Source organism: Bartonella sp. PS17NMGDW (genome assembly GCF_042193555.1).
In the GTDB taxonomy this organism is placed as follows: Bacteria; Pseudomonadota; Alphaproteobacteria; order Rhizobiales; family Rhizobiaceae; genus Bartonella; species Bartonella grahamii.
The window spans coordinates 55893-82552 of record NZ_JBHILY010000005.1 but is presented as its reverse complement, the minus strand read 5'-3'; the positions used below and the strand labels follow the sequence as shown (position 1 = coordinate 82552).

Below are 26660 nucleotides of genomic sequence, written 5' to 3'. Positions count from 1 at the left end.
TGGAAAGATATTTGCGAAGTTTTAGGCATTCGCATTCGCATTGTGACTTCATTTGTATCGATAAGATTTATATCAAAGTTGAGGGTCAGTAGAAATATCTTTATCGGACTATTGATAAACGTGGTGTTTCCATATGATGCTTAAGGTGTCATCAAGCCATTTATGGTAATTGCGTGCTTCTTCGTTTGAGTTATGAACAGAGAAAATAAAACCAGGATATCCACCAAATGCTGGTGGAGGTGGTGAAGTATGATTGGTTTCAAAGAAAATGATAGTTCTGGCGGTTTGAGGATGCTGCGCAACCTTATCTAGACCAAAAAATCCAGAAAACCGTCCATGACCACGAAGAGGAATAATGTAATTTGCAGCCACTTTTTCAGCTGGGAGTATATCGGGAAGGTTTGGGTTTGGTTCAGCTAAAGCGGCATTCATACATAGTTTTGCAAATGAAATCCCTGTACCTTTCTCAACAATAAAATGGGAGACACCTGATCCACCTATACGAGCGCCGATCTCAATTATATAAGGTAAATTATTAGCATCTAGACGTAGCTCTACATGGGCAGCGCCCATATTTATGCCAAGAGCTTTAACTCCAGAGCATGCAGCCTCACATAAAGCAATAATTAAAGGATCATCTATATCGCAGCGTTGACGATAAATTGTTTCTTCAAACCATGGTCCCTCAGGCTGTCCCTTGTCTCCAACGGTCAGAACATGTACACCTGCTGTATCAACAAAGCATTCTACGACAAACTCTTTTCCTGGCAAATACTGTTCTATAACTAAACCTACAGGTTTATTTTTATCATTAAAACGTGCCATGTCTTTATGCTGAACATTCCATACGGCTTTAATGAGATCAGGAAGTTCGGCGGAATTTTTAGCTAACATTACGCCTGCACTTGCCCATCCAGAGACGGGTTTAATAACGAGTGGATAATCCAAGGCTTGTATTTGTGATAGGTCTTCTGGATTATCTATATAAAAGAATCTTGGTGTTCTTAAGCCTGCTTTAGCAAAAGCTTGACGCATGAGATATTTATTTCTGGTTAATGCTGCTACTTCTGGTTCAATACTTGGAGTATTGATTTTTTTTGCAGCCAAAGCTGTCCATAGGATGGCTTCTTCGCGAAGGGTCATAACCCCAGAAATATTGCGTTCTTTTGCTCCCGTTGCAAAAGTGTCTAGAGCTGCCTCTGGGTTATCAAAAACAGGAAGTTGCCAAGTTGAAGTTACTGCTGCAGGGTGTTGAGAGGGAACGCTTTCAGCGGTATCATAGATCATTACTAATTCGATATTAGCTGCTTGTGCTGCTTCAAATATAAATGGTAATTTTGCATTGCGCTGGCAAACTAACGCGAGTTTTTTCATTTTGTTTCCTCATTAAATTTGGAGTTTTGAGAATGGCGTTTATGTTGCCATGTAGATACCTTTGATGCATCTATAAATAAGAGTGTCATCCCTATAACAACTACAATCATAGCAATTATTTTGATCATATTGAGAGAAGGGCTCGAGCCGATTATCCATTCACATGCAATCACTGCAAAAGGGGATAATACGCCGATAGTGTTGGCGTATAATACGCCTCCTTCGGCTAAAACTTTTTGGTATAATACGTAAACTGGTGCCGAGCAAACAGTTCCTAAAATCAATATTTTAAATATATCTTCTAACTTAAGATATAAGAGTGGGGCAGGATCAAAAATAAATAATGGCATAAATGATGCTGCAGAAATTGTCGTGATCCAAGCCAATGAGGTGAGCAAAGGTAAATTTTTAAGATAACGTTTAGACAATAAGCCATAAGCAGAGTAAGAAAGTGCTGCTGTTAAAGCAAGAGCTGTTCCTATTAGGCTGTAATATCCACCCTCTGCACTGTTTATATTAAATGCTATAGCCGCTACACTGACAATGATCATACCGATAAGTTTTAACCATGAGAACGTAAGGCTATTCGTCAGTGCACCCAATATGTAGGTAATACCTGGAATAGTAGCGAGCACCATGGTTAAATCACTGGCTTTGAGTGATTTTAATGCGCCAAAACTGCATACAAAATACAGCGAAAATCCTAACACTGAGAGAATTAAAAAAGAAGGTATCATGGAAAGCAATGGTAGGGATCTGAAAACAGCTTTCTCACGAAATATTGCAATCAGCCATAAGGTGGCAGCGGTGGCAAACAACCTAAGTCCAACCGCATGCATGACGGGTATATTGCTAACCAAATTCTTAGATAATAACCAACTTATGGAAAACAATGCTAGAATGGCAAAAGTAAATAATAGTAACCGTCCTTTTATAAAACTCAATGATTTAATCCTCTAATCACTCGCTGTGCATAATATGATGTTGAAAAATTAAATCGTGACTTTGAGGTCTGTAGTTTTCCAAGATTATTTTGGATATAATCTTTAGCTCCTGCCAAATAAGCGTCATCATCTAATGCTTCAAGTGCTTCTATATCTGCTATCATCAATATTATTACTTTTTCAAGACGCTCCAAATCAAATTGAAGATAACCTTGATTTGTTTCAATCAATGCTTTGTTCCGCATCAATATTTCAAAAAGCAAGATCCCTGTACCAGCATCGAATGTCATATGCTGATCAGAATCTTGTGGATAACGAAATATGCGTTCTAATAGGACAAATTCAGTTATTTCTTTCCAAAATTTTGGATGATTTTGTAGCATAATACGCACTGTAATTAAATCAACTTTAGTTTCTTCTAGAAGACCTGTAAACCAATTTAATTTTATATACAGATTTTTATCCAATGGCCGCGGTCCGGTATGATGTGCATAGTCATGATAATAGCCCTACAAACAGCGAGCATCGTAAATGTCTTCTTTAGATAAGTTACGACTATGCAATTGACCGAACAGGAATTTACTATCTCGACCGAGTAAACGTTCAGCTTCCACAATTGTTTTCTTGTTGTAAATATCAAAGAATTTACTGAAAAAAAAACAAAGCAAATGCTTGCTTATCAATTTTTTGAGCAGCCGCTACAGATTCTGGGAATAGAACAATGCAATTGCCTTCTAAAAAACCTCTTGATGCTATTCCCATTTTTATACATTGAAATGGTGATACATAATTATTTGTATATTTTGAGGCGTCAGCAAGATAGGCCGTTTCATGACGATATCCTGTAACTAATTCAAACCGGAATCCTTCTGGATCAGGTCCATTTGTTGCACGCATTGGAGCCAAGAAAAACAAGGGAGCATCTGGTAATGGGCTTTGAAAGCAGCCAAAGTGTTATCAAATTTAGGAGGGGTCGTTAAACCGCTGATTATCCACTGATGAAGATCATCAGAAATGGTCGCTAAAAGTTTTGGAGATAATCCGTCAAGAATATTGGCATGGTGGTTCAGCAGAGTGATCAATTCATTGATCATATTATTATCTGCTGAAGTTGGTTCCTTAATGCTCCCATCTCGTTCTTGGCGCATACGGAATTTGTCAACCAAGTTAACAATGGAAAGAAGCGCTTCAGATTTTTTCATGATTAGTTGACTTTAGTGAGTGGAGCAAAAAGGCCATTGGCACTTGTCCAAAATTTTCGACAATACTCAGCCTATAGCGATTTGCCGCAACCGATGTTGTGATACAAGCATCGGCTTTTTCAGCCTTACAAAGAACGGCTGCATCAGCATTGCTGTTGGCAAATACTTTGTCATATTGATGAGCTACCAAAGATTGCGGGGCAGAATGAGTCGCTACGGTTTTAATTTTATCAGCGTTATTGCGTTTAGCTAAAACCATAGAGTGAGTAGGCATGATAAAGCTGTCAAATAATTGCATATCACCTAAACGGGTAAATATGAGTGTATGCAAATCAGGGTAAGCAGCACAGCTTAAGAGATATCCATCCTTTTTCTGAGCAAGTTCATTAAATGCTTCTTCAAGAGTTGCGTATAAGATAATACGGGATTTCGAGTCAGTGGACAAAATATTTTGATTGTGATTGTCAAGCCACTATTGTGCTGCAGCTGTGCAGTTAGTATCTGCAGGGATAAGTGTATAGATAAAAGTATTATTTTCAGATTGCATGATCTCTATTCTTTATAATTATATGCCTAAATTTAAACTAGTGCAATATGTAGAGTATATCAAGCACAATGCGTTAAGTAATTTAGTGCTTTATAAAATAATGTATATGTGAGAGCAAATTTACGATATAATTTGGTTTTTTCATTATTCTATCATGCTGTAAAACACCGTCGTTTAGGGGAGTGATTGAGCAGGAAAAATTCTATGCAAGGGGTATTTATTGGATATGTTAGAGAATTATTGGAATGGTTAAGCGAAGGTAAATGACACGTAAAGCACACTGTTCTATCATTTTGGGGATGATGAACTTTTTGGCTTTAATATTTTGCAAAAAGTATTTTTGAAGCTGTCCGTGTCGATAACATTATTGTAGGTGGATAATAAGAAAAATGATAAATCGTGATCACCTTTATTATCATATTCAATGTATTAAACTTTTTAATTAAGATGACACTTTAAAAAGATTACTCTATATTCATGACTGTATTGAATATATGAAAAGATATTATCATTGTCTTGTTTGTAAAAGAAACATGAAATATAACTCTTAAATTAGAGTGGGGGGTGGTAAGGTCTTTTTTCTTCTTTGGAATCGTTAAGAAGGTCAGATTAAACCTTATTGAAGCTACAGAACCTAAAGAAACAGTCGTTTTTTTGAAAGATCAGAGATAAACAAATATGCGTGAGATTTTGGATCATTTTGATATACCATTGAATAAGAAGAATTCTGTTCAAAAGATTCAAAATCTTTCATGCCAATCACACCCAAAACGGTTTTATAAGCAAGTGAAGATTGCTTGTGGGGAGGTCGGCTTTACGATTTTGTTGGACGAACGTCCCGTTAAAACGCCCGCAAGGCGTCATTTTCATGTGCCAACAGAAGTGTTTGCTGAATATGTTGCTCAGGAATTTGAGAATCAAAAGCACGTTGTTGATCCTGCAAAAATGCCGATGACGCGTTTGGTTAATACTGTTATTGATGGTATTGCTGATGATATGCAGGTTGTTTTTGAAGATTTATTGCGTTTCGTTGCGTGTGATATGATCTTTTATCGTGCACAGACACCTAAAGAGTTGGTGCAAAAACAATCTGAACAATGGGATCCTTTATTAGATTGGGCAGAAAAAAAACTGGGTGCAAGGTTTTATTTGACAGAAGGGCTGATGCATGTGGAACAATCACCAGAAGCACTTCAAGCTGTGAGTCATTATTTACGTAGCGTTGAGTCTCCTTATATGCTTGCCGCACTTCATATGATGACAACCTTAACGGGATCTGCTCTCATTGCTCTTGCTGTTGCTGCGGGAAATATTGATGCTGATCATGCTTGGTCTATTGCCCATTTAGATGAAGATTGGATGATGGAACAATGGGGAATAGATAAAGAAACAATGGCACGCCGTGCTCATAAAAAAGTTGAATTTAAGGCTGCTGCTACAATTGTTACAACTTGTTTATAGGGGTAAATCTTTTATTTACGTGCGTTCTTTTCACTCAGAGTATTTTTGTGACTTTTTGGGGATTGATTTTTACTTTTTCAAGTCCAGGAAATAGTTCATTGGTTATGTTTAAGAGCGTTTCGTCATTCCTACGGATAAAATACCATTGGTTATCGTGAAGTAGGGCAATAATTTCAGTTTGAATAGAGCATTTTTTTCCAGCATTTGTTGTGGTTACAAGCTCCACGGGTATAACAAAATAAGGGGTGCCATTATCAAGTGTACCTTCACGTTTTTGTTTTTGGTCAATGTTGATCGTTTCAATCTTGTAACTTTCTGCCAACCGTTCTATTTGGCTTTTCATGATTTGTCGAAATTGTGATTGACTAAGATTTTTTTTAGCGGTTAAGCGGTTGATGATTTGGGGAGGAATAGCATTTAAGATGACATTTGCATCGGCATTTTTAAGTGCTTTACTATAAGCGGATGCCGCTTTTTCAAGAGCTATGAGTTTTTGATTGGTTATCGTATGTGCTTGAGTTGTTGATGTGATAAAGACAATGCATAAAAGAAAGGGAACGAGAAAACAAATTCGCGGCATTAGAGACCTTGTTAGTTCATTTGAAGAGATTCAACACATTATAAAGGAAAAGCGGATGAGCAAAAAGCCTCTTGCGCTTTTGCATGAGAAGAATATCCACAAAAATGGAGGCTTTTGCCTCCATTTTAAAAATCAGAAGAATGCGTATTGATTGTTTAAACAGAATAGTACATATCAAATTCAACAGGATGAGGTGTTGTTTCGTAGCGCAAGACTTCTTGCATCTTTACTTGAATGAAGGAATTAATCTGATCATCATCAAAAACGTCGCCAGCTTTAAGAAAGCCACGATCTTTGTCAAGTGCTTCAAGCGCTTCACGCAGACTTCCTGAAACAGTAGGGATTTCTTTGAGTTCTTTTAAGGGAAGATCATAAAGATCTTTATCCATAGCATGTCCGGGATGAATTTTGTTTTTGATGCCATCAAGACCAGCCATTAAAAGGGCTGCAAATGCCAAATAGGGATTTGCTGTTGGGTCTGGAAAACGAACTTCTACGCGTTTTGAATTTGGTGAGGAGCTCATTGGAATACGGCAAGATGCAGAACGATTACGTGCTGAATAGGCAAGAAGAACAGGAGCTTCATAACCAGGAACCAAACGTTTATAGGAGTTTGTGGATGGGTTTGTAAAAGCATTGATTGCTTTTGCGTGCTTAATAACACCACCGATAAAAAATAAACAGGTTTCTGATAGACCGGCATATTCATTTCCTGCAAAAATGGGTTTGCCATCTTTCCAAATGGAGATGTGGACATGCATTCCAGAGCCGTTATCACCAAAAACTGGTTTTGGCATGAAGGTTGCTGTTTTCCCATAACTGTTTGCTATTTGATGTACAACATATTTAAAAATTTGCATCTTGTCAGCTTCGCGAACGAGTGTATCAAAACGAATACCCAATTCATGTTGGCCTGCTGCTACTTCGTGATGGTGTTTTTCGACCTGTACGCCCATATCCTTGAGTGCTGTGAGCATTTCAGAACGCATATCTTGGCAGGAATCAATCGGCGGAACAGGAAGGTATCCTCCCTTTATTCGTGGGCGATGCCCTAGATTGCCTGTTTCATATTCCGTGTCATCATTGGAGGGAAGTTCACTTGAATCGAGTTTAAACCCTGTGTTGTAAGGATCCGTTTTATAGCGCACATCATCAAAGATAAAAAACTCTGCTTCTGGACCTACATTAATTGTATCTCCAATGCCTAAAGATTTCATATAAACCTCAGCCCTTTTGGCGATAGAACGAGGATCTCTACGATAAAATTCACCAGAGACAGGATCAAGTACATTACAAAATATAACCAAAGTGGATTGAGCAAAAAAAGGATCAATATGTGCTGTTTCTGGATCTGGCATTAAAACCATGTCAGATTCATTAATTGTTTTCCAACCAGCAATTGAAGAACCATCAAACATGACACCATCACTAAAAGTATCCTCGCTGATCTCTGCGATATCCATTGTAATGTGATGCAATTTTCCTCGTGGATCAGTAAAACGTAAATCAACAAAACGGATTTCATTGTCTGTAATCTGTTTGATAATATCTGATGCGGTTGTCATATTCAATTTCCTTAATATGGCGTTGAGGTGGATAAAAAAGTGAATTTTCTCATTATTTATTAAAGGGCATCGATACCAGTTTCGTCGGTGCCTATACGAATGGCATCATCAATGGAAAAGACAAATATCTTTCCATCTCCTATATGTTTGGTTTGAGCTGCTTTACGTATTGCATCAACAGTTTGTTCCAGTTTTTCATCGGACACAACAATTTCAATCTTTACTTTAGGTAGAAAGTCAACAACATATTTCGTGCCACGATAAAGTTCTGTATGCTCCCTTTGATGGCCAAAACCTTTCGCTTCTGTTACTGTAATACCATGTAACCCAATTTTTTGAAGCGCTTCTTTCACTTCATCAAGTTTGAAAGGTTTTATAATGGCTTCAATTTTTTTCATGCTGAAATTATCTCCAACGTTATTTTGTCTTTTTAGACTGCATCACATTATATTGACAACTGTAAGATGTCCAACAGATACTTTGTGCACAAAAAGTCGAAAATAATGACACTCTATGCTCTTTTAGGAGAGTTTCTTTTGTAGAATAAAGTCAAATACTGTTTTTTGGGAAGAAATCTTACAATTTTTGTACAAGAATTAAAATAATATAATAAAAGAGTTTTGTTTTTTTTGTTAGATAATACGTTGATTTATAAGGATAATTAGACGTTTTCTATACGGAATGAGAAACTCTAATAGCGTAAGATTTTCTCATTTTAGATCTTTTTATCGTCAATCAATCAAAACGATACCTTTGTATATCATGAATAGTAAGAGTGTGTGGATAAAAACATTTGAAAAAATAACATGCTTTTTATGAAAGCTTTCGATAACTAAAGGTTTTGCAATATTAGGGAGTAGGGGGAGACAAATATTGGAAAAGAGTGTGATGATGCCGATCATGCTCCTTCATAAACGTAAAGATGGTTGTGTACAATAGTGGATTTATCATTATAGCATTAGGTACCGTCGTGAAATGGGCTTGAGAGCGTTGAGAAATATTTCTTTAAAACAGATGTGTGATTTGGCAACGCAAATATATTTTGTTTGGGGCGTTTTGTCTCTTCGTGAGGAATGTGATTCCATTAAGGAACGCGATAAACAAAAGCGTGAAGCAATGGGCAATCTTCATTATAAGATACTGCTGCGGATACCTTTGAAAATCGTAAAGATAAATTAAAAGAAGATGTAAAGATAGGAACTTATTTATATCCTAAAACTTCGTATTCTTTCCAAATTGGGCTGTTTGGTCGTTTCAGATATAAACAAAACAGAGAATAAATACGCAATTATGCGTGCGTTCCTATGGGCAATACGAAAATTGAAACAGCTTATAAAGCGCTAAATTGTTTCAGCCTTTGCTTTAAACATGTTGCACCACTGGAATTAGGTGTTGGTGTTTACAAGGTAACAATAGAAGTACAGGCTTTGTTCGTATGATTTATTTTACAATGGAAACCGTTTTTAAGAATTGGAATTATAGAGAGAGGGGCGCAGTAAAACATCTTTTAGAAATTTTCCTGTGTAGGAAGCGGGGACCTTAATGATGTCTTCAGGGCGTCCAATTGCAACGATTTCGCCACCACGATCTCCACCTTCGGGTCCTAAATCAATAATCCAGTCGGCTGTCTTTATAACATCGAGGTTATGTTCAATGACTATAACTGTGTTGCCTTGCTCGACTAGTTCATGCAGCACTTCAAGAAGTTTGGAAATATCGTGAAAATGTAAACCTGTTGTCGGTTCATCCAAAATATAGAGTGTACGTCCCGTTGTTTTACGTGAAAGTTCTTTCGCAAGTTTCACACGTTGTGCTTCCCCACCAGAAAGTGTGGTTGCTTGCTGTCCTACTTTTATGTAACCTAATCCTACTTTAATGAGAGTTTCCATTTTATTATGAATAGCGGGAATAGCTTGGAAAAATTCCTCTGCTTTTTCAATTGTCATATCCAAAATATCGGCTATAGACTGTCCTTTGAATTTTATTTCTAGTGTTTCTCGATTATAGCGTTTTCCTTTACAGACATCGCAAGTAACATAGACATCAGGTAAAAAGTGCATTTCAATTTTTATGACTCCATCACCTTGACATGCTTCGCAACGTCCTCCTTTAACATTAAATGAAAAACGACCAGCTTTGTAACCACGGGCTTTTGATTCTGGAAGATCGGCAAACCACTCACGAATCGGTGTAAAAGCGCCTGTATAGGTTGCGGGATTAGAGCGTGGGGTGCGTCCAATGGGGGACTGGTTGATATCAATGACTTTATCAAGAAATTCTAATCCTTCAATTTTGTCATAGCTGGCAGGGCTGTGATGAGAGCCCATGATATGATGTGATGCTGCTTTGAAAAGTGTTTCAATAAGAAATGTTGATTTTCCTCCTCCAGAAACACCGGTTACACATGTAAAGGTTCCAAGAGGAATATTCGCATTGATATTTTTGAGGTTATTTCCTTTGGCACCGATGACTTTAAGTGTTTTCATTTTTGATATTTTACGTCGTTTGGCAGGTATTTTAACAGCCATTTTTCCTGAAAGGTATTGTCCTGTGAGAGAGGCTGAATTTTCTATAATTTCCTGTGGTGTCCCTTGCGCTATGATTTCTCCGCCATGAACGCCCGCGGCAGGGCCCATATCGACAACATGATCTGCTGTGAGAATAGCGTCTTCATCATGTTCAACGACAATAACTGTATTGCCAAGATTGCGTAAATGGCGCAGCATTTCCAAAAGGCGTTCATTATCGCGTTGGTGTAAACCGATAGATGGTTCATCTAAAATATAAAGAACGCCTGTAAGACCAGAACCAATTTGGGATGCTAACCGAATGCGTTGACTTTCTCCACCTGAAAGCGTTCCTGAAGTTCGAGACAAGGTAAGATATTCCAATCCTACATGATTTAAAAAAGCTAAACGTTCGCGAATTTCTTTTAAAATACGTATAGCGATATTACGTTGTTTTTCTGTGAGATATTGATGAATATTGGCAAACCAATCATCTGCCTTTAGAATAGAAAGATCTGATATTTGCCCAATATGCATTCCGTGGATTTTTACAGCAAGTGCCTCTGGTTTTAAACGATAACCATGACAAGCTGGGCAAGGCGAAGAAGACATATAACGTTCGATTTCTTCTCGAGACCAAGCAGAATCGGTTTCTTTCCAGCGTCTCTCCATATTGGGGATAATTCCTTCAAAAGGTTGGGTTGTTTTATGCGAACCAGAATTATTTTTATAGATAAAAGAGATTTCATCTTTTTTTGTACCGTAGAGAATTGCCTGTTGTGCTTCATTAGAGAGTTCACACCATTGATCTGTGAGTTTGAAACCGTAAGCTTTTCCTAATGCTTCTAAGGTTTGTCTGTAATAAAGTGAATCCGATTTAGCCCAAGGAGCAATGGCTCCATTCTTTAGGGTAAGATTTTTATTTGGCACAATTTTTAGTGGATCCATTGCCTTTTTTATACCTAATCCATCGCAGAGAGGGCAGGCCCCGAAAGGATTATTAAACGAAAAAAGGCGTGGTTCAATTTCAGGAATAGAAAAACCAGATATAGGGCAAGAAAACTTTTCTGAAAAAATGAGCCGTTTGTGTGTATCATTTTTTGATTTATGAGCAGATTCCTTTGTCGTTTCTTTTTGTGCCAAGGGCTGGTCTGCCATTTCAGCTATGGCAAGTCCATTTGCTAATTGTAAACAGGTTTCTATACTATCAGCCAAGCGAGAGGTGATATCTTTTTGTACAACAATGCGGTCTACCACGACATCGATGTCGTGTTTATATTTTTTATCAAGAGGTGGAATATCGGCGATTTCATAGAATTTTCCATCAACTTTAGCGCGTTGAAATCCTCTTTTTAAAAGTTCTGTTAGCTCTTTTTTATATTCGCCCTTTCGTCCTCGCACCAAGGGTGCCATAATAAAAATTCTTGTTCCTTCTGGTAAGGATATAATTTGATCCACCATTTGGCTTACTGTTTGGCTTTCAATAGGAAGTCCTGTCGCAGGAGAATGAGGAATACCAATACGTGCAAAGAGAAGACGCATGTAGTCGTGGATTTCAGTAACGGTACCTACCGTTGAACGAGGGTTGCGACTGGTTGTCTTTTGTTCAATGGAGATAGCTGGAGATAGACCGTCTATGCGGTCGACATCGGGTTTTTGCATGACTTCCAAAAATTGGCGTGCATAGGCTGAAAGGCTTTCGACATAGCGGCGTTGTCCTTCAGCGTAAATTGTATCAAAAGCTAAGGATGATTTTCCTGATCCAGAAAGTCCTGTTATAACAATGAGTTTGTCACGAGGCAGATCGAGATCAATATTTTTAAGGTTATGCTCACGTGCACCGCGAATGGAGATATATTTTTGATAAGTCATATTTTACCCTTGGCATATGTGACAAAAACTGAGCATCTAAAATGGAATAAAACTGTTTTTTTAGAATTACAATGTGTTTAACTGCTTTAATGCTAAAAGAAGGTATAAGTTTTATGAAAAGAGGAATACAAATGAGTAGCTTTTTATTCTCTCGTGGTGGAATAAACTATGCGTCTTTATCATCTTTTGTTATAATTACACGGATACAATATTGGGAAAGGATAGCAATATCCATATTGAAGGTCAATTGCAGACATGTAAATTGAAGGTCAAGATGGTTATAACTATTATAAAACAGAGTATTTTACGAATTAAAATTTTGGAGTTTATGCGATGGCTGGTAGCCTTAATAAAGTTATTTTGATTGGTAACCTTGGTGCGGATCCTGAAATCCGCCGTTTGAATTCTGGTGATCAAGTGGCAAATTTGCGTATTGCTACTTCAGAAAGTTGGCGTGATCGGAATACAAATGAGCGAAAAGAACGCACTGAGTGGCATAGTATTGTTATTTTTAATGAAAACCTTGTCAAAGTTGCAGAGCAATATTTAAAAAAAGGCAGCAAAATTTACATTGAGGGGCAGTTACAGACACGAAAATGGCAAGATCAAAATGGAAATGACCGTTATACAACAGAGGTTGTTTTGCAAAAGTACCGTGGTGAATTACAAATGCTTGATGGGCGGGGAACCGCGGGCGGGGAGCAAGGAGCAAGTCAAGGGGGGAGTTATAGTGGTGGCTTTGCCGATAGTAACTCAAATCAGAGAAATACGTTTGGTCAAAATAATAATCAATTGGGAGAAAGTTTTTCACACAAATTAGATGATGACGTACCTTTTTAAGAGTCTTTAATTGCAGTATCATGATTACTTTATGATTTGTTTGTTTCAGATTTTTGAAGTTTAGCGAAGTGGAAATTGTTGATTATTATTGGTAATTTTAATATAAATTAATAACATATTGAAAAATATTGTTAAATTTCTTTTTTGTCATGGGGGAGAAATTAGCATTTTGGTGTATTTTTCGATATAAATAAAGTGAAATGATTCTTTTTTGAAAGTTTTAAAATTGTGACCGATCTTACTCCACTTCCAGAACGTGATGTGCTAACCGGTATTGAACCAATCAGTATTATTGATGAAATGCAACGCTCCTATCTCGATTATGCGATGAGCGTGATTGTTTCACGTGCACTCCCTGATGTTCGTGATGGTCTTAAGCCTGTTCATCGACGTATCCTTCATGCTATGAATGAGATGGGGCTTTCTTTCAATAAGTCATATCGTAAATCTGCTGGTGTTGTTGGTGAGGTTATGGGGAAATTCCATCCCCATGGTGATGCTTCAATTTATGATGCTTTAGTGCGTATGGCGCAGGACTTTTCTTTAAGAAATCCATTGATTGATGGTCAGGGAAATTTTGGTTCCGTTGATGGTGATCCACCCGCGGCTATGCGCTATACTGAGTGTCGTTTAGAAAAAGTTTCAGAAGAACTTTTAGCTGATATAGATAAAGATACTGTTGATTTTCAGGATAATTACGATGGGCGTGAGCGTGAGCCGGTTGTCTTACCAGCGCGTTTTCCCAATCTTTTGGTTAATGGGTCAGGGGGGATTGCTGTGGGAATGGCAACCAATATTCCTCCCCATAATCTTGGTGAAGTCGTTGATGGTTGTATCGCTTTGATTGATAATCCCGATATCACACTCGATAAAATAATTGAAATTATTCCTGGTCCGGATTTTCCTACAGGGGGCATTATCCTCGGACATTCTGGTGTTCGTGCAGCTTATGAAACAGGACGTGGCTCAATCATTATGCGTGCTAAAGTTGAGATCGAAGAAATTCGCAATGGTCGACAAGCAATTATTGTGAATGAGATCCCTTATCAAGTTAATAAGGCAACGATGATTGAGAAAATGGCCGAATTGGTGCGCGATAAACGCATTGAGGGAATCTCTGATTTGCGTGACGAATCTGATCGTGATGGATATCGGGTTGTTATTGAGCTGAAGAAAGATGTCGTTGCGGAAGTTGTTTTAAACCAATTATATCGGTATACGCCGCTACAAACTTCCTTTGGTTGTAATATGGTTGCTTTGAATGGGGGAAAACCCGAACAGATGACGTTGCTTGATATGCTTCGTGCATTTGTTTCTTTTCGGGAAGAAGTTGTCAGTCGGCGAACAAAATATCTTTTGCGTAAAGCGCGTGAGCGAGCACATGTTTTGGTTGGTCTTGCCCTTGCTGTTGCCAATATTGATGAAATTATCGCACTTATTCGCAAAGCTCCTGATCCGCAGACAGCACGTGCACAGTTAATGGAGCGACGCTGGCCAGCAATGGATGTCGCACCTTTGATTAAACTTATTGATGATCCTCGTCATATTATTCATGAGGATGGTACTTATAATCTCTCTGAAGAACAGGCGCGTGCTATTTTAGAATTGCGTTTGCAACGATTGACAGCCCTTGGGCGTGATGAAATCGCTGATGAATTGAATAAAATTGGCGTGGATATCGCTGACTATCTTGATATCTTGGCATCACGCATACGCATTATGTGTATTGTTAAGGATGAGTTGAGCGCTCTTCGTGAGGAATTTGCAACGCCGCGACGTACCGTATTTGGTTTTGGTAGCGCTGAGATGGAGAGTGAAGATCTGATTGCACCAGAGGATATGGTGGTAACGGTGAGCCATAGTGGCTATATTAAACGTGTGCCTCTTAATACCTATCGTGCACAGCGACGTGGTGGTAAGGGGCGTTCTGGTATGTCCACGAAGGATGAGGATTTTGTAACGCGATTGTTTGTTGCCAATACGCATACACCGGTTCTTTTCTTTTCATCACGTGGAATTGTTTATAAGGAAAAAGTTTGGCGACTGCCGCTGGGGACACCCCAATCGCGTGGGCGGGCTTTGATCAATATGCTTCCTTTACAACCAGGTGAGCGTATTACAACGATTATGCCTTTGCCTGAAGATGAAGCGAGCTGGAGTGCATTGGATGTTATGTTTGCGACAACACGTGGAACTGTGCGTCGTAATAAATTATCAGATTTCGTTCAAGTTAATCGTAATGGTAAAATTGCAATGAAACTTGATGAAGAAGATGAAATTCTTTCTGTTGAAACCTGTACAGAACATGATGATGTTGTTCTAACAACAGCCAATGGACAATGTATCCGTTTTCCAGTTGTTGATGTTCGTGTCTTTGCTGGGCGTAATTCTGTGGGAGTTCGTGGTATCAATTTAGCTAAAGGCGATAAAGTCATTTCGATGACAATTTTAGAGCATGTCGAGGCGACGTCCATTGAGCGTTCTGCTTATATTAAACGTGTAATGAATGAACGGCGTGCTTCTGGTGCAGATGCTGATGTTGAAGATATTGTAACTCTTGATGAGGAAGATGGGGGTGCTGAAACAGAGTTAACAGATGAACGTTATGCAGAACTTCATGCACGTGAACAAATGCTTTTGACGGTGAGTGAGTTTGGTTATGGTAAACGCTCTTCATCCTATGAGTTCCGGATTTCCGGACGTGGCGGAAAAGGGATTCGTGCAACAGATCCATCTAAAACAGCTGAAATTGGTAAATTAGTAGCGGCTTTTCCGGTGAAGGCGCAAGATCAAATTATGTTGGTATCAGATGGGGGACAGCTTATTCGTGTTCCTGTTGAGGGAATTCGTACTGCTGGGCGCTCAACTAAGGGAGTCACAATTTTTAATACAGCCAAAGGTGAAAGGGTCGTATCGGTTGAACGTATTTCTGAACCTGAAGATGATACGAGTTCATTAGATGATGAAGGTGAGAAGCATTCTGATACAGTTGATATGAGCGAAGAAAAATAATTTTCAAGAGGATGAAGTAAAATCATGAAAATTGCTCTTTATGCAGGTTCTTTTGATCCTCTTACAAATGGTCATCTTGATGTTTTGAAAGGATGTTTTGTGTTAGCTGATAAGGTGGTCGTCGCTATAGGGATACAGGCTGACAAAAAAACACTCTTTAGCTTCGAAGAGCGTGTTGATTTCATTACGCAGGTAGGGAAAGATTTGTTTGGCGCGGATTCTAACCGATTGCAGGTTCTTTCATTTAGCAACCTTCTAATTGAGAAGGCGCGTGAAGTTGGTGCTTCATTTCTCATTCGTGGATTGCGTGATGGTACTGATCTTGATTATGAAATGCAAATGGCAGGGATGAATGGCGTTATGGCTCCTGAATTGCAAACTGTTTTTTTGCCGGCAAGCGTTTCTGGGCGTGCGATAACTTCTACATTGGTACGCCAAATTGCCTCCATGGGAGGTGATGTGACACCATTTGTACCGCCCAATATTGCACGAGCTTTGAGCTCGAAATTCCAATCTTTTAGGGGAGAATAATTGTGTCTCGTAGAATTTTTGCTGTTTTGATATGTGTGTTTTGTTTTTTTTCATTGTCCGCTGTCGCCGGTAATTCTAGCCCAGCAAGTGATGCAAGCCTTCTTGTTTTATCTCTCAAAGATGGTGATGTCATTATTCGTCTGCGTCCTGATTTGGCGCCAAAACATGTTGCGCAAATTAAAAGATTAACAGAGGAGGGGGCCTATAATAATGTTGTATTTCATCGTGTTATTCCTAATTTCATGGCACAAACTGGTGATGTAAAGTTTGGAAAAAAAGGCAGTAGAGATTTTGATTTGAAACGCGTTGGTATGGGTGGCTCAAATTATCCCAATATACCGGCAGAGTTTTCAAAGCAGCCGTTTAAGCGTGGTACTGTTGGGATGGCACGGTCACAAGATCCGGATTCCGCGAATTCTCAATTCTTCATTTGTTTTGATGATGCTGCTTTTTTAAATGGTCAGTATACGGTTGTTGGAGAGGTTATAAAGGGGATGGATATTGTTGATAAAATAAAAAAAGGTACGACAAGTAATAATGGATCTGTAAAAAATCCTGATGTTATTAATGCTGCTACTTTACAAGTTGAGAAATGAATCAAAGGAGCTTTCCATATGGCTGAGAATAAAAATCCAGAGAATACTTTAATTCTTGAAACAACAAAGGGCAGAGTTGTTATTGAGCTTTTGGCTGATTTAGCGCCAAAACATGTTGCACGTATTAAAGAATTGGTACGTGAAGGTGCTTATGATAATGTTATTTTCCATCGCGTTATTGATGGTTTTATGGCGCAAACTGGCGATGTCCAATTTGGAAAGAAGGATAGTGAAAAATTCAATTTATCCCGTGCGGGTATGGGGGGGGCAGAAAAACCAAATTTAACAGCAGAGTTTTCAAATCTTTCTCATAAGCGTGGTACAGTTTCTATGGCACGTAGTCAGAATCCAAATTCTGCTAATTCTCAGTTTTTTATTTGTTTTGCAGATGCTCCGTGGCTTGATCGTCAATATTCCATATGGGGACAGGTTGTTGAAGGTATGGAAAATGTTGATAAAATTAAACGTGGTGAACCTGTTGCAGATCCAGATTCAATTACCAAAGCCGTTATTGCTGCGGATGCAAAATAGTATAAATTATACTGATTTCAATTGTCAGTTTCTAAGAAAAAATACTCTTTTCTGATCAATAAAGGCACACAAAACTCTTTTGTAGTATCACACTTACCTTTTATAATTTCGAGCTAAGAATTGTCCATATATTTCCTTCAATCGGATCTTCTTGAAGAATATAACGCAAAGGATTTGTACAAACACTTGTCAGAATAGGAAAACGCAAAGTCTGTTGTGTTATGGTTGTTGTTTGGAAAAGTATTTTATAAAAAATTCGGCATTTCTCTTCAATTCATTGTTGGTCTATTAATGGTTTTATGATGTTACTTTTCTGAGAGAGCGTGTGCTTTTGTTGCTGCTTGTAAATCAACATCCAATCCTAATGCAGCAGCACACATATTAATACGGATAAGAGCCTTACTAGCTGCTCCAGTTTTCCTAGCAAGGTGGAAAACCAGCATTTATGTATATCTCATTGGTGTCATCTTTAAAACAAGAAGACAGTTTAATCTTAGAAGAATGTGAAGGCGCAGAGGTGAAACAAATGGCTAGTCTTGCCATATTCTTTTTAATTCAGCTTTACTTTTTTAAAAAGTATCTAAAGCGATATCATTTAAATAATGAAGGTTATGCATAGCCTTACGCTTTTATTTTTCTCGTTTTTTAATAGAGGAACGCTCCAAACGGAATATACTTATGTTGCACATTTATGTATTTTTTTAAGAAGAATTTCTCAGTATATATCAACATTCACTTCCACGATGATATTCATGGCATGTATAGTTTTAAAGCTTGTGAAGGAGCAAACGGGTACCATCATACGCTTTTTCAGCCTCTAATGTTACGATAGAGCTTTTGGTATTTGAGAATCTTTACAAAAAGCATTTTTAGTTTTTTTAAGTGTTTTTACACGTTAATTTCTTTTGTGAATTATCTCAAGTGCCAAGAGCTATCTCAATATTGTAAGGGGATAAATGATTATGCTCATTTGCGCTTTTATTAAGCGTGGGGATCGCCGTGCTCAGCAGATGAAAAATTTTTATCTGTAAAAGTAAAGAATATTGTAAGCTGTACAATGCGTTCAGAATTTTCTTCTATGCGTACAAAGTTATTGCTTATGGAAGTATGTGAAGATGAGATTATTGTGATAATAATTTTGCAGTTCTATTAAGGCTTTAGTGCATTAATCGTAGGTATTTTGAGGTATGATATTATAAGGATTTTGCTATTTTTTTGGAGCTAGATTATCACTTTTATTATGGTGATTTCTTAACAAGAAATGTTCTTTTATCTCGTTTAATTTTTTATGCTGGTTACAATATTGAGCGAATCAAAAATTAATTCATAAAGCTTATGACAATGCTCGTAAGGGGATATCTTTTTTCTTTCTATAGAGATATGCATTGATGGAATCAAAAAGACGAGAGTTATGATAAAGACATTTCATTATAGAAAAATTGCTCAAGATGGGTATGCACGTCGAGGCGAAATTATAACGGGGCGAGGATGTGTTCGTACACCCGCATTTATGCCTGTTGGGACGGCAGGAACCGTTAAGGCTATGTATATGGATCAAATACGTGATCTTGGTGCAGATATCATTTTGGGGAATACTTATCATTTAATGTTACGTCCAGGAGCTGAACGTGTTGCGCGTTTGGGAGGATTACATGAATTTTCACGCTGGAGCGGACCTATTTTAACCGATTCTGGTGGCTTTCAGGTTATGTCATTGGCGGGAATCCGTAAAATTACTGAACAAGGTGTGATTTTTCGCTCTTACATTAATGGAGCTTACTATGAAATGAGTCCAGAGCGTTCTATCGAAATTCAAGAACTTCTTGGTGCGGATATCCAGATGCAGTTGGATCAATGTATTGCATTACCTGCAACTGAAAAAGAAATGGAAGAAGCTATGGAACTTTCATTGCGGTGGGCGCAGCGTTGTAAAACAGCTTTTGGAGATCAGCCAGATAAAGCATTGTTTGGGATTGTTCAAGGTGGTGATAATATGAAACTGCGTGAACGTTCTGCTCAAGCATTAAAAGAAATGGATTTAAAAGGTTACGCTATTGGAGGGCTTGCTGTTGGTGAGCCGCAGAGTGTTATGACAGCAGTATTGGATACTACTTGTCCGATTTTACCAGAGGATAAACCACGCTATCTTATGGGAGTAGGGACACCTGATGATATTTTACAAAGTGTTGCTCGTGGTGTTGATATGTTTGATTGTGTTATGCCGACGCGTGCAGGACGTCATGGTTTAGCTTTTACCCGCTTTGGTAGAATTAATTTGCGTAATGCGCGTTATGCAGAAGATCCACATCCTCTTGATCCGCAGTCACTTTGTCCAGCAGCACATGATTATAGTTGTGCTTATTTGCATCATTTGATCAAATCTGGTGAATCTCTTGGGGGTATGTTGTTGAGTTGGAATAATCTTTTTTATTATCAACAACTGATGCAGGGAATTCGTGATGCCATTGAAGAAGGCTGTTATGCTGATTTTTGCGCTGAAACGCGCGCTCTATGGGCACAAGGACGCTAAAATATTAATTGTAATATAGCGTTTCATTTTTTTATTGAATTTATTCTTGCACTTACAAATTTAGCTAAAAATATGAAATTAGAAAACACCTTCAAAAATTATAAATTCCACTATCCTAAGATATAGAAGTGCGGTTTTATAGGGCATATATTCTTTTTCTAATTACTATATAAAACAGAAACTGTTACTCCGGTACGCGCTACCTGATCCGGAGAAAAACAGTTTATTTCTGTTTCTGATGACTGTTTAAAGCAACAATGTTAATGAGGTGTTAGCGAACTCTTAAAGAAGTATGAAAATTGTATTTTTATGAGCTAATTTGTGTTTTTTATTACTAAAGGTAAAGAATGGGTTATATACAACCGAATAGATAAATCTTTAGAAAATTAAAATAAAACTAAAATAAGATTACAACATTTTAAATATTATAATTATATATTTTAAGTTTTTATTATTTTTATATCTTAATAATAAGTATTATTTATAAGATAATTATATATTTTAAGTCATAAAAAATTTAAATATTAATCACGATAATTAGCACATTTATAAAATATCGATAAATATATTGAGATAAAAATTATTATATTTGTTTTCTGCTCTGTTTATAGAATTTATCTGAAAATAAGCATAGTATATTTAATTGAATATTTTAATTTAAAGATAATGAGTTAGATATCTGATGCGATTCCTCTGTTAGAGGAGGGAGGGGTAAAGATGCCTAAAAGAGGATATTTAATAAATCTAGAAACCAAGCACTATTCTCATGAGAGTTTTTAAAAGATTCTATAATAATTTATAAGAATGGCGTAAAGTTGAAATTATAGCTTATCAATTTGGAGGATCTGCATTTAGATAACAAAAATAATGCAACAATAATTTTGGGAGAAGTTTTATCTTTGTATCAAGATAATGATGAGATGTGGTTCACTTGTTTGAAGTGCATTATTCGACAAATTTTAGAATTATTTATAGGGTACAGTATATCGTCGCAAAATAAAGGTTTCACTGTAAAATCGGAACTGATAAAATAGGAGACAAAGTTTATTATCTGGCAGATCTGAGAAAAATAGGTGAATACGTCTATAACCTTGAGGGTTTCAAAGGTTTTTCATTAAAGAATCTTACCTGAAACTTCATAAAATGCTTTATATATCAAAATATTTCTAAAACTTCATTGGGGACTATTGGGTATGCGTATAACAATGTTTTGAATTTTTGTTTGTGTGTATTACAGATATCTACAGTTAAAACTCCTATCCAGAAGTGATGATATGAGGGATTCTTATAAACAAAAGGTTCTTGCATTGGAAATTGATTCGAGAATACGGCGTTTAATAATTTTAGCCCTTGCCGTGGGGAGTTTTGCTATTGGTACTGCAGAGTTTGTTGCAATGGGGCTACTGCCAGAGATGGCACGAAGTTCATATGTTGATATTCCTACCGCTGGTCAATATATTTCTGCTTATGCATTAGGAGTTGTAATTGGATCACCTCTTTTAGCTGTGGCAACAGCTCATGTATCACGCAAAACTGTTTTGATAGGATTGATGCTTTTTTATGCTTTAGCAAATATCGCTAGTGCCTTTGTTTCTGATTTTAGCATATTAGTAGTATTACGCTTTCTCAGTGGACTTCCCCATGGAATCTATTTTGGACTTGCGGCTATGGTTGCCTCTTCAATGGTAGAAATGAAAGAACGTTCTAAAGCTGTTGGATATGTTATGCTTGGCTTAACAATTGCAACCGTTTTGGGAGCACCCAGTGCTACTTGGATTGGTCAACTTATTGGTTGGCAGATTGCTTTTGTCCTTGTGGGTATGATTGCTTTATTATGTTGTTTGCTTATTTGGAATTTTTTGCCTTGTGATTTAAGTTTTCCAAAAACGAATCCTTTGCACGAAATGGGTGCATTAAAGCAAAAGCAGGTATGGCTTCTTTTGTTAATGGTTTCGGTGGGAGCGTCAGGATTATTTTCTGTTTTCACTTATATCAAGTCAACATTAATGCATATTTCTGGTGTTTCACTTGAGTGGGTACCATTTATCATGCCGTTAGTTGGATTGGGAATGGTGGTAGGAAATCTCTTGGGGCCTAAATTAGCTGTTAAAATTGGTATTTCGCCGATGATATTTTTTTCTATGCTTTGGAGCGTATTTGTTTTTTTTCTTTTTTTCTTTTTGTCCTATGCTCCGTTAACAGCGGCAATAGGATGCTTTTTTGCTGGGACTTCTTTTGCTTCTATGCCTTCTATACAAACAAAAATTATGGATGTTGCACTACAGGGACAGATTTTGGCAGGAGCATTAATGCAGTCTGCTTTTAATATTGCTAATGCTCTTGGTGCAGAATCTGGAGCATTAGTTTTAAAATTGGGCTATAGTTATGAATATACAGCTATTTTAGGAAGTGTTCTAACTTTGTGTGGACTAGTGATTTTTTGCGTCTCATGGTATATGGAAAAGCATGCTTAATACTTTTGATTTTTTTAATGAAGAAGGTATTTTTATGTTTATTTAATTATTGGAATGTCCTGTTGGACTTTTTAATATGCAGTAAGAAATGCGCAGCGCTAATGGAATAGCAAAACAAAATAAAAAACCAATGAGCACTATAAGAAGAGTTTTTGCTGCTAAGATCATTCCTATTGTTCCTCCAGGATTAAAGAGACCGGAAAGATTGGTGATAACTCCGGCTAGAGTTGCACTCAATGCAGCTGAAAATAGTTGTACGGAGGTAAGGGATTCACTGGCACGTAGAGCATCTTCATCATTTGTACATTGTAAGATCCGTGTGAGCAAATGTGGCCATGCTATGCCCGCACTGATTCCAATAGAAAATAGTGCTAAGCAAATAGTAAAAATATATTCAAGTGTGGAAACTTCTGTTGGGATGAGCCATAAAAGAATCGCTATACCTAACAGTTTAAATAGGGGCGAGTATATAATGATGTTGCGAATTTTTTTTGTGGAGACAGCAGCACTTGAGAGGGCTCCACACGTCCACCCTAGGCTCATAAGTGCTGCTATATAACCGGCTATAAGGGGAGCTTGTCCATGAAGTTCTTGAAGAAAAAGTGGTAAATAAAGTTCTATACTGTACACGACTGTTGTCATCACGAGTATTAATGCGTAAACGGGAAAAATTTCAGAAGAGAAAGAAAAGGATTTGCGCGGCAACATAGGATGAAAGCTATATGATTCGATTTTTGCTAGAACAAAGAGAAGACTAAGTCCGATAACTAATCCGCAAATTTTTGCCATTGTTGTGTCCATAGCTCCTCCAACAGAAATGATAAAAATCAATAAGGTGAGTATGAAAAGCTGAAGAAGAGGGAGGGGGGATGTTGGAACATAGTTTTCATTCTTTTTAGGTAAAATTTTACAGGCTATGAGTAAGAAGAATATAGCTAATGCGCCAATGATCCAAAAGGATGCTCTCCATAGGCCATAATATACAGAAATTCCTCCTATCGCTGGACCTAATAAGGTTGATATTCCCCACATTCCAGAGATAACACTTAATGCATGTGACCATAAAGAGGGGCTGAAAATAATACGTACCATGGAATAGGATAGAGATAACAAAGAACCACTTCCCAATCCTTGAATAAAGCGTCCTATTAAAAATAATGACATAGATGAAGAAATGCTGCACAGGAAAGTGCCTAAGGTAAATATAAGTCCAGAGATAACATAAGCGTTGCGAGGACCTAATTTTCCTAATATTTTTGTTGCAAGTGAAGTACCAAGGAGTGAAGCTGTAATAAAGACAGTTGCCACCCAAGAATAATATATCTCATTGCCAATATGATTCATAAGGGAGGGTAAAATAGTAATAACAATATAAACGTTGGTTGCGTGTAATACAACACCACCTGTAAACGTTAAAAAGCAAAGACCGTTTTTACCTAATAAAAGCGCAGACCAACTTTGTTTTTTCACTGTTTTTTTGCTATTTAATAAAAGTTTATCCTCTTTTTACTTATAAGGTACTTCTTTGAATTTGCCAAGAGAAATTCAAAGCTCTGTTTAGAGCTTTGAATTTTAATTTAAGTAATAACTTAATTGCCCATTGCTTTTTTGAGATTCTCATCAATTTTCTCGAGGAAACCTGTCGTAGAAAGCCATTTTTGTTTAGGACCAATCAAAAGTGCGAGATCTTTAGTCATAAAACCCTCTTCGACGGTTTTAATACAAACTTCTTCCAATGTCGTGGAAAAGTTTTTTAATTTCTCATTGTTATCTAGTTTAGCACGGTGTGCCAGCCCACGCGTCCATGCGAAAATAGATGCAATAGAATTTGTTGATGTTTCTTCACCTCTTTGATGCTGACGGTAATGGCGTGTTACGGTGCCGTGTGCTGCCTCTGCTTCAACAATTTTACCATCTGGTGTCATAAGAACAGAAGTCATGAGACCAAGAGAACCAAAGCCTTGGGCAACAATATCAGATTGAACATCACCATCATAGTTTTTACATGCCCATACATAGCCCCCTGACCACTTTAATGCAGAAGCAACCATATCATCAATAAGACGGTGTTCGTAATATAATTTACGGTTTTCAAATTCAGTTTTAAATTCCGTATCAAATATTTCTTGAAAGATATCTTTAAAACGACCATCGTAAGTTTTTAGAATGGTATTTTTTGTTGAAAGATAAACTGGAACATTCCTTTGTAGTCCATAATTAAAGGATGCGCGGGCAAAATCACGAATTGACTCATCAAGGTTATACATAGCCATAGCAACCCCTGCGCTTGGGGCATCAAAAACATCATGTTCAATAACTTGATTGTCATCACCTACAAATTTAATACTTAATTTCCCTTTTCCTGGAAATTTAAAATCTGTTGCCTTGTATTGATCAGCAAAAGCGTGACGTCCGATGATAATTGGCTTTGTCCAGTTAGGAACAATGCGAGGGACGTTTTTACAGATAATGGGTTCGCGAAAAATGACTCCTCCTAAAATATTGCGGATTGTGCCATTAGGTGATTTCCACATTTTTTTTAGGTTAAATTCTTTAACGCGTGCCTCATCAGGTGTGATGGTTGCACATTTTATACCAACCCCATATTTTTTGATAGCATTGGCAGAATCGATTGTTACCTGATCATTGGTTGCATCACGATTTTCGACGGAAAGATCATAATATTTGAGATCAATGTCGAGATAGGGATGGATTAATTTATCTTTGATATATTTCCAGATGATACGGGTCATCTCATCCCCATCAAGTTCAACAACGGGGTTTTCTACTTTGATCTTTACCATTAGAAGTCCTTTTTTTTAAGCGATACTACTTTATAGCACTTTCAAGTTTATAATGAAAAGTAAAAACAAGGGAAAAAAGCATTCAAATATGAGCTTTTAGAATATATTATCAATAGAGTGTAAAGTTTTTTTGGAGGGTTTAATTTTTGAAAAGAAGTGATGTGTTTACAAATCTATAATTATTCTATGATCGATGAAGAATCTGTTTACTAGATAAGGTAGTTAGATCACTGGGGAAGAGGGATTATGCATTTTTATTTATCAGAGATTCTATTTAATAAGTTGATCGTATTCTAAATTATAGTTTCTTGATTTGTTGTGTTAGGTGAATAAGAATCTATTTTTATATCGTATTTCAATTCTAAGATTACGGTCTGTTTGTTTATAGAAAAATTTAATGTGATACAAAGGCACTGTAATTAGAAATGCTTCATACAAAATGCGTTTTGGGGTAAATTTCAGTTTTGAAGGTTGGAAGAAACGTATAAATGATGTGGCTGGTTTTAATTTAAAAATTAACGGCATACGCAAGAATATGGTTTATAAACTTACCGTATCATGAGCTAGAACCCTCTAGTTTTTATATTTTATCGATTTTTATTGTTATCAACTGTGCGCAGTAAAGCACTACTATCGAAATGCAACAAAGAAATTAATCATCTAATGATTCTCGTATCTTTTTTACGAAGAGATCCCTTTAAAAATCTTATTCCTCGTTTTTATTTATACATTCCTCGTTTTTAAAAATACAAATAAAATGAATGTATTAAACATAGAAAAAAGGATTATGGTACGCCCAAGGGGAATCGAACCCCTGTTTCCGCCGTGAAAGGGCGATGTCCTAACCGCTAGACGATGGGCGCAAACCATTGATGAGGCTTATAGAGAGGATCTTTTTACTTCGCAAGCCCTCTGTGTCATTTTTTTTGAAAAAAGTGTGTTTTATTGAATAATTTTTGAGCAATTCCTGTTTGGATTGTTTCTTTTCAGTTTGAGTAGTAGGCAAAAATGATCAAAACATTATTTTAAATGTGTTTATTTTTTGCATATTTTATCGTTTGTTATCTTTTCTTGCACATGAGAATATTATTTAACTTGCTTGAAAGAGCCTTTATACAGAAGATTTCTTATTTGAGCTTATCATAAAGCAAAAAACTGTATAAATTTATGAAGTATAAAGCAAATATTTATTACCAAATTAACAAATAATAATAATCATACAAAAGTTTTTTGAGGATTAAGCTATATATTACTTTTATTTTAAAAATATAAATATATTATGTATGATGA

General features: G+C 37.0%; 18 protein-coding genes, 1 tRNA gene and 2 pseudogenes. 8 read left to right on the top strand and 13 right to left on the bottom strand.

The window, feature by feature from the left end; genetic code table 11:
- Nucleotides 1–108 precede the first annotated feature (108 nt).
- The 5 genes and pseudogenes from ACFIJK_RS04985 to ACFIJK_RS04965 all read right to left on the bottom strand — a co-directional run bounded on the left by ACFIJK_RS04985 (nt 109) and on the right by ACFIJK_RS04965 (nt 3965).
- Nucleotides 109–1374: an acetyl-CoA carboxylase biotin carboxylase subunit family protein gene (locus ACFIJK_RS04985; protein WP_375626953.1), complete on the bottom strand. Its 1266-nt coding sequence runs from the start codon at nt 1372–1374 to the stop codon at nt 109–111.
- Entirely contained in the window at nt 1371–2234 is an 864-nt protein-coding gene (locus tag ACFIJK_RS04980; protein WP_375627007.1) for a DMT family transporter, read from the bottom strand. Before ACFIJK_RS04980 ends, ACFIJK_RS04985 begins: the two co-directional genes overlap by 4 nt.
- An 80-nt stretch (nt 2235–2314) precedes the next feature.
- Nucleotides 2315–2806: pseudogene (locus ACFIJK_RS04975) on the bottom strand (hypothetical protein); the annotation flags it as partial.
- Nucleotides 2807–3166: 360 nt separating this feature from the next.
- Nucleotides 3167–3520, bottom strand: coding sequence for a hypothetical protein (locus ACFIJK_RS04970; RefSeq protein WP_375626950.1), 354 nt, complete (start codon nt 3518–3520; stop codon nt 3167–3169).
- Nucleotides 3507–3965: a hypothetical protein gene (locus ACFIJK_RS04965; RefSeq protein ID WP_375626949.1), complete on the bottom strand. Its 459-nt coding sequence runs from the start codon at nt 3963–3965 to the stop codon at nt 3507–3509. Before ACFIJK_RS04965 ends, ACFIJK_RS04970 begins: the two co-directional genes overlap by 14 nt.
- A 780-nt stretch (nt 3966–4745) precedes the next feature.
- Here ACFIJK_RS04965 and ACFIJK_RS04960 point away from each other — a divergent pair.
- The gene (locus ACFIJK_RS04960; RefSeq protein WP_375626947.1) at nt 4746–5528 is read left to right on the top strand and encodes an ATP12 family chaperone protein; all 783 of its coding nucleotides are present in this window, start codon (nt 4746–4748) and stop codon (nt 5526–5528) included.
- 34 nt (nt 5529–5562) lie between these two features.
- On the opposite strand, the gene ACFIJK_RS04955 is transcribed toward ACFIJK_RS04960, so the two are convergent.
- The 4 genes from ACFIJK_RS04955 to uvrA form a co-directional block, all read right to left on the bottom strand.
- Complete coding sequence (locus ACFIJK_RS04955) at nt 5563–6108, bottom strand: hypothetical protein (protein WP_375625998.1); 546 nt, start codon at nt 6106–6108, stop codon at nt 5563–5565.
- 155 nt (nt 6109–6263) lie between these two features.
- The gene (gene glnA, locus ACFIJK_RS04950; protein ID WP_015856529.1) at nt 6264–7673 is read right to left on the bottom strand and encodes a type I glutamate--ammonia ligase; all 1410 of its coding nucleotides are present in this window, start codon (nt 7671–7673) and stop codon (nt 6264–6266) included.
- A gap of 59 nt (nt 7674–7732) precedes the next feature.
- Nucleotides 7733–8071 carry a P-II family nitrogen regulator gene (locus ACFIJK_RS04945; protein WP_273754282.1) on the bottom strand — a complete coding sequence of 113 codons (339 nt, stop codon included), beginning with the start codon at nt 8069–8071 and terminating at the stop codon, nt 7733–7735.
- Between the two features lie 1065 nt (nt 8072–9136).
- Complete coding sequence (uvrA, locus tag ACFIJK_RS04940; protein ID WP_375625995.1) at nt 9137–12052, bottom strand: excinuclease ABC subunit UvrA; 2916 nt, start codon at nt 12050–12052, stop codon at nt 9137–9139.
- A 333-nt stretch (nt 12053–12385) separates the two neighbouring features.
- Between uvrA and ssb the strand changes: the two genes are divergently transcribed.
- The 5 genes and pseudogenes from ssb (at nt 12386) to ACFIJK_RS04915 (ending at nt 17562) form a co-directional block, all read left to right on the top strand.
- The gene (gene ssb, locus ACFIJK_RS04935) at nt 12386–12892 is read left to right on the top strand and encodes a single-stranded DNA-binding protein (RefSeq protein WP_375625993.1); all 507 of its coding nucleotides are present in this window, start codon (nt 12386–12388) and stop codon (nt 12890–12892) included.
- Between the two features lie 228 nt (nt 12893–13120).
- Nucleotides 13121–15904 (top strand): DNA gyrase subunit A, encoded by a 2784-nt coding sequence (gyrA, locus tag ACFIJK_RS04930; RefSeq protein ID WP_375625991.1) that lies wholly within the window; start codon nt 13121–13123, stop codon nt 15902–15904.
- Between the two features lie 24 nt (nt 15905–15928).
- Nucleotides 15929–16448: pseudogene (gene coaD / locus ACFIJK_RS04925) on the top strand (pantetheine-phosphate adenylyltransferase).
- Nucleotides 16438–17031 carry a peptidylprolyl isomerase gene (locus ACFIJK_RS04920; protein ID WP_375625989.1) on the top strand — a complete coding sequence of 198 codons (594 nt, stop codon included), beginning with the start codon at nt 16438–16440 and terminating at the stop codon, nt 17029–17031. The pseudogene coaD and the gene ACFIJK_RS04920 overlap by 11 nt, the downstream one beginning before the upstream one ends.
- 18 nt (nt 17032–17049) lie before the next feature.
- Nucleotides 17050–17562, top strand: coding sequence for a peptidylprolyl isomerase (locus ACFIJK_RS04915; protein WP_273788293.1), 513 nt, complete (start codon nt 17050–17052; stop codon nt 17560–17562).
- Nucleotides 17563–17867: 305 nt separating this feature from the next.
- On the opposite strand, the gene ACFIJK_RS04910 is transcribed toward ACFIJK_RS04915, so the two are convergent.
- Nucleotides 17868–18005, bottom strand: a complete 138-nt coding sequence (locus ACFIJK_RS04910; RefSeq protein ID WP_375625988.1) for a hypothetical protein — start codon at nt 18003–18005, stop codon at nt 17868–17870.
- Nucleotides 18006–18973: 968 nt separating this feature from the next.
- Between ACFIJK_RS04910 and tgt the strand changes: the two genes are divergently transcribed.
- Entirely contained in the window at nt 18974–20092 is a 1119-nt protein-coding gene (gene tgt / locus ACFIJK_RS04905; RefSeq protein ID WP_375625986.1) for a tRNA guanosine(34) transglycosylase Tgt, read from the top strand.
- Between the two features lie 1274 nt (nt 20093–21366).
- Nucleotides 21367–22566 carry an MFS transporter gene (locus tag ACFIJK_RS04900; protein WP_375626941.1) on the top strand — a complete coding sequence of 400 codons (1200 nt, stop codon included), beginning with the start codon at nt 21367–21369 and terminating at the stop codon, nt 22564–22566.
- A gap of 42 nt (nt 22567–22608) precedes the next feature.
- Here ACFIJK_RS04900 and ACFIJK_RS04895 read toward each other — a convergent pair whose 3' ends face one another.
- The 3 genes from ACFIJK_RS04895 to ACFIJK_RS04885 all read right to left on the bottom strand — a co-directional run bounded on the left by ACFIJK_RS04895 (nt 22609) and on the right by ACFIJK_RS04885 (nt 26233).
- On the bottom strand, nt 22609–24036 hold the full coding sequence (locus ACFIJK_RS04895; protein ID WP_375626938.1) for an MFS transporter: 1428 nt from the start codon (nt 24034–24036) through the stop codon (nt 22609–22611).
- Between the two features lie 119 nt (nt 24037–24155).
- Nucleotides 24156–25370, bottom strand: coding sequence for an NADP-dependent isocitrate dehydrogenase (locus tag ACFIJK_RS04890; RefSeq protein WP_375626936.1), 1215 nt, complete (start codon nt 25368–25370; stop codon nt 24156–24158).
- Nucleotides 25371–26158: 788 nt separating this feature from the next.
- Nucleotides 26159–26233 (bottom strand) — tRNA-Glu (locus tag ACFIJK_RS04885).
- Nucleotides 26234–26660: the final 427 nt, after the last annotated feature.